Source organism: Streptomyces sp. NPDC006265 (genome assembly GCF_040613555.1).
In the GTDB taxonomy this organism is placed as follows: domain Bacteria; phylum Actinomycetota; class Actinomycetes; order Streptomycetales; family Streptomycetaceae; genus Streptomyces.
In genome coordinates, this window is the sequence record NZ_JBEXSH010000656.1 from 1 (window position 1) to 5,209 (window position 5,209).

The 5,209-nt window shown below is 69.2% G+C and carries 5 protein-coding genes and 1 pseudogene; all 6 read right to left on the minus strand.

Annotation, left to right across the window (positions count from 1 at the left end; genetic code table 11):
* A partial coding sequence (locus ABZ281_RS36650) for a TerD family protein (protein ID WP_356662370.1) occupies window positions 1-535 on the minus strand: 535 nt, incomplete at its 3' end.
* A 410-nt stretch (window positions 536-945) separates the two neighbouring features.
* Window positions 946-1,166, minus strand: a pseudogene (locus ABZ281_RS36655) (hypothetical protein).
* Window positions 1,167-1,238: 72 nt separating this feature from the next.
* Window positions 1,239-2,228: a zinc-dependent alcohol dehydrogenase family protein gene (locus ABZ281_RS36660; RefSeq protein ID WP_356662371.1), complete on the minus strand. Its 990-nt coding sequence runs from the start codon at window positions 2,226-2,228 to the stop codon at window positions 1,239-1,241.
* Window positions 2,225-3,076, minus strand: coding sequence for a carbohydrate ABC transporter permease (locus ABZ281_RS36665; protein ID WP_356662372.1), 852 nt, complete (start codon window positions 3,074-3,076; stop codon window positions 2,225-2,227). The genes ABZ281_RS36660 and ABZ281_RS36665 overlap by 4 nt, the downstream gene beginning before the upstream one ends.
* On the minus strand, window positions 3,073-4,014 hold the full coding sequence (locus tag ABZ281_RS36670; RefSeq protein ID WP_356662373.1) for a sugar ABC transporter permease: 942 nt from the start codon (window positions 4,012-4,014) through the stop codon (window positions 3,073-3,075). The genes ABZ281_RS36665 and ABZ281_RS36670 overlap by 4 nt, the downstream gene beginning before the upstream one ends.
* A partial coding sequence (locus tag ABZ281_RS36675; protein ID WP_356662374.1) for a sugar ABC transporter substrate-binding protein occupies window positions 4,011-5,209 on the minus strand: 1,199 nt, incomplete at its 5' end. The genes ABZ281_RS36675 and ABZ281_RS36670, both read right to left, overlap by 4 nt.

Below are 5,209 nucleotides of genomic sequence, written 5' to 3' on the forward strand. Positions count from 1 at the left end.
GGGTCATCGGCTGAGGCGGGGCGGCGGCGGCCGGTTCCTCCACCGTGACCCCGAAGTCCGTGGCGATGCCCGCCAGGCCGTTGGCGTATCCCTGGCCGACGGCGCGGGCCTTCCACTGCCCGCCCCGCTGGTAGACCTCCACGATGACCAGGGCCGTCTCACTGCCGAGCTGCGGCGGCGTGAAGGTGGCCAGGACGGAGGCGTCGTCCGCGTTGCGGATGGTGGCCGTCGGCTCGATGCCCTGGAAGGACTGGCCCGCGGCGTCCGGGCTCGCCGTGACGACGATCTTCTCGATGCCAGGGGGGAGGGCGGTCGTGTCGACCACGATCGCGTCGGGCGCACCGCCGCCGCCCGAGCGGTACGTCACGCCCGGGCCCGACGGCTGGTTGTAGAAGATGAAGTCGTCGTCGGAGCGCACCTTGCCGTCGGCGGTGAGCAGCAGGCCCGATACGTCGAGCCGCACCGGAGCGGCGACGTCCACCGTCACGCGGGCGGCGGACAGGGGGATGTTCGAGCCGGGGGTCATAGCTGTCATGCCGGGTGAACGAGCGAAGCGGTTTTGCCGTTCCCTTACCGAGGCTCTTACGAAAAGCCGCGGTGTCCCCTCTGGAAGTCCTCGAACATGCCCGGTCGCCTCGGATATATTTCCGGTGATATATGATCTTTTGCCACGGCTGGTCACGAAGCATCCATATGGTGAACCTCATGCAGCTCCACTCCAACTACCGGGCCTACCCGGACGCCTCTCAGTGCCGCGCGCCGGCGAGAGCGACGTATCGTCGCCGCCGGACGGGCGGAGACTGGAAACGCATGTGGAGCGCCGGTAAGACGGGCACACGTGCCGGCACAGCGCGTTGAAGCAGGAAGCCTCCGGAAGGCCGGACGGCCCAGGCCGGAATCCCCGGACGCTGGACCAGGGAGCACGTCAACTTGGGGCCAACCGGATCACCGGCGATTGCGGGGGTGATCGCGGGTCGTGCGCTCGTTGCCGCGCTTGTGGTCGCCGGTCCAGCGGGCCATGACGAGTTGGGGGTCGGAGGCCTCGGCCTCAGCGAGGAACTGCGCGGCGCGTAGCCGTTCAGGGTGGTGGCGGGCCGGCCGTGGTGGCTGATGCGGACGGTGCCGCCCGCGTGCTGTTCGTAGGTGAATCCGTGAGGTCTCGGCATGCCGTGAGGGTACGAGGCGGGAAGCAGGCGCCCAGCGAATTTCGCCCGCCCCCGCCCGTGCTGGTCCCTTCCCTACGGCACGACCACGATCTTGCGGCCGACGCCCGCCGCGAACTGCTCCAGCGCCTGGGGGTACCTCTCCAGCGGGATGCGGTCGCTGATGAAGACCTCCGGGTCGAGGACGCCGTTCGCGAACAGCTCCGCCGCACGCTCGAAGCTGTGCAGCACCGCCATCGAGCCGGTGATGGTGATCTCCTGGTTGTAGATGCGGTACGGGTCGATCGTGACGCGCGTCGCGTAGTCGGCCACACCGAACTGCAGGAACGTGCCCGCCTTCGCCACCCGGTCCAGGCCGTCCTGAATCGCCGCCGCGTTGCCCGTGGCGTCGACGACCAGGTCCCAGCCCTGCGGACGGTCCAGTTCGTCGGGGTTCGCCGCCGACGCCGAGACGCCGAGGCCGCGGGCGGTCTCCAAGCGGGCCGGGTTCACGTCGACGACGTCCACACTCGCCGCGCCGGTGCGCTTGGCCAGCTCCAGCATCATCAGGCCCATGGTGCCGGAGCCGTAGATCAGGACGTGCGCGCCGAGCCGGGACTGGAGCACGTCGTAGCCGCGGACCGCGCAGGACAGCGGCTCCACGAGTGCCGCGTCCTCGGTGCGGACGTGCTCGGGAAGCTTGACGCAGTTCGCCACCGGGGCGACGGCGTACTGTGCCGCGCCTCCGGCCGTCGTCACGCCGATCGCCGCCCAGCGTTCGCAGAGGTTGTTGTGGCCCGTACGGCAGTAGCGGCACTCGTAGCAGTACAGGGACGGGTCGACGGCGACCCGGTCGCCCACCGCCACCTCCGTGACCCGGGTGCCGACCCCGACGACCTCGCCGGCGAACTCGTGTCCGGGCACGATCGGCAGCTTCGGGGCGAACTCGCCCTGGAGGATGTGGAGATCGGTTCCGCACAGGCCGCAGGCCGCGACCTCGACCACGACCTCGCGCGGGCCGGGCGTCGGGTCGGGGACCTCGGCGACGACGGCCTTGCCCACGGACTCGATGACGGCGGCCTTCATTTCACGGCTCCCAACGACAGGCCCTGGACCAGCTTGTCCTGGGCGGCGAACCCCGCGGCGAGCACCGGCAGGGAGATGACGAGCGACGCGGCGCACACCTTCGCCAGGAACAGGCCCTGGCTGGTGATGAAGCCGGTCAGGAAGACGGGGGCGGTCTCGGCGACCACACCCGTGAGCACCCGGGCGAACAGCAGCTCGTTCCAGCTGAAGATGAAGCAGATCAGGGCGGTGGCGGCGATACCGGGGAGGGAGATCGGGGCGACCACGCGCGCGAGGATCGTGGGCAGCCGGGCCCCGTCCACCTTGGCCGCCTCGATCACCGCGACCGGGATCTCGGCGAGGAAGGACTGCATCATCCACACCGCGATCGGCAGGTTCATGGAGGTGTAGAGGATGACCAACAGCCAGATGTTGTCGAGCATCCCGGCGTTCTTGGCGAACAGGTAGATCGGCAGCAGGCCCGCCACGGCCGGCAGCATCTTCGTGGAGAGGAAGAAGAACAGCACGTCCGTCCACTTGCGGACGCGGTTGATCGACAGCGCGTACGCCGCCGGGAAGGCCAGCAGCAGGACCAGCAGGGTCGACGCCAGCGAGGCGACCGTCGAGTTGATCAGGGCCGGCCAGGGGCTCGCGCCGCCGCCCGCGCCGAAGAACTCGCGGTAGCCGTCCAGCGTGAGCGAGGCCGCGAAGGACGGAGGGTTGGTCGCCGCGTCCGTCTCCGAGTGGAGGGACGTCAGTGCCATCCACGCGATGGGCAGGAAGAACGCGATGCCGAGCAGCCAGGCCAGCAGGCCCAGGCCCGCACCCTTGCCACGGACACGGCGGGCACGCAGTGCGGTCGTGCTCATGCGCGGGACACCTCCTCGCGGAACAGGGACGACACCACGCGCAGGGCGAAGGTCGCGATGACGATCGAGCCGATGACCACCAGGACGCCCGCGGCCGAGGCGAGGCCGTTCTCGTGGGCCTGGTAGAAGCTCTGGTAGACGGTGTAGGGGAGGTTGGCGGTGCCGAGACCCCCGGACGTGATCGTGAAGACCGCGTCGAAGTTCTGGACGATGTAGATCGAGCCCAGCAGCGCGCCCAGTTCGAGGTAGCGGCGCAGGTGCGGCAGGATCAGATGGACGAAGATCTGCCAGTCGCTCGCGCCGTCGACCCGGGCCGCCTCGATCTGCTCGTGGTCGCGGCTCTGCAGCCCGGCGAGCAGGATCAGCATCATGAACGGCGTCCACTGCCAGACGAGGGACGCCTCGACCGCGAGCAGCGGGGTGTTCGAGATCCAGTCGGGCTGTGGGCCGCCCACATAGTGCAACAGCCCGTTGAAGAGGCCGTATTCAGGGTTGTAGAGCACATGCTTCCAGAGCAGGGCCGCTGCGACCGGCACCACCAGGAACGGCGCGATCAGCAGGGTGCGGACGATGCCCCGGCCCCGGAACCTCCGGTCCAGCAGCAGGGCGAGCACAAGTCCCAGGACCAGGCTGGCCAGCACCACCGCCACCGTCAGCAGCACGGTCGTCCACACCGAGTGGCGCAGGTCCGGGTCGGTGAGGACCTCCTGGTAGTTGTCGACGCCGGTGAAGTGCCGGGCGTCGGGATAGAGGGAGTTCCAGTCGAAGAAGGAGATCACCAGCGTGGCCACGAAGGGCAGCTGGGTGACGACGATCATGAAGATCAGGGCGGGCAGCAGCGGGGCCCGGGTGGCCCAGGCGCGCAGCCGGGCGGAGGGGCGGCGGACCGGGGTGCGCGTGTCGGGCGTGGCCAGGGGGGCCGTTGTCGTGGCGGTCATCGTCCCTCGTACTCCTCGGAGATCTTCTCGGCGAGCGCCTGGGACTTCTTCAGGGCCGATTCGACGGACTGACGTCCGGCGATGGCCGCGCTGATCTCCTGGGAGACCTTGGTGCCGAGGTCGGTGAACTCGGGGATGCCGACGAACTGGATGCCGGGCGCGGGCCGCGGCTGCACGCCGGGATCGGTCGGACGGGCCTGCTCGATGGCCTCCTTGGTCATCTCCTGGAAGGCCCCGGCCTCTTTGCGGTAGTCGGCGTTGGCGTAGGTCGACGCCCGCTTGCCGGCCGGGACGTTCGACCAGCCGATCTGGTCGCCGACCAGTTCCTCGTAGCCCTTGCCGGACGCCCAGGAGACGAACTTCCAGGCGTCGTCCGGGTTGCGGGAGGCCTGCTGGATGCCCCAGGCCCAGGTGTAGAGCCAGCCGGAGGACTCGGTCTTCTCGACGGGAGCGGGGGTGTAGCCCACCTTGCCCTTCACCGGGGAGTTCGCCGCCTCCAGGGACCCGGCCGCGGAGGTGGCGTCGTACCACATGGCGACCTTGCCCTGGGTCATGTTGTTGAGGCACTCGGCGAAGCCGGCCTGGGCGGCGCCGGACTCGCCGTGCTCGCGCACCAGATCCACATAGAACTTCGTCGCCTTTTCGAAGGCGGGGGAGTCGAGCCGCGCCTTCCAGTCCTTGTCGAACCAGGTGCCGCCGAAGGTGTTGACGACCGTGGTGAGCGGGGCCATCACCTCGCCCCAGCCGGGCAGGCCGCGCAGGCAGATGCCCTTCATGCCGGGCTCGGCGCCGTCGGCCTTCGCCGCGAGGTCCGCCACCTGCTGCCAGGTGGGGTGGGCGGGCATCGTCAGGCCCTTCTCGTCGAACACGTCCTTGCGGTACATCAGGAACGACGACTCACCGTAGAAGGGCTGGCCGTAGAGCTTGCCGTCGTCCGCGGTGAGGGACTGGCGCATCGGCTTCAGGACGTCCTGCTCGTCGTAAGCGGGGTCCTTGGCGACGTAGCCGTTCATCTGGTGCAGCCAGCCGTTGCGGGCGTAGATCGGTATCTCGTAGTTGGACAGGGTGGCGACGTCGTACTGGCCGGCCTGGTTGGCGAAGTCCTGGCTGATCTTGTCGCCAAGACGGCGGTCGAGAAGATCGCGGAGCTGCGCGAGCGCTACCTGAACGTCTCGATCCAGGACAAGGGCAAGCG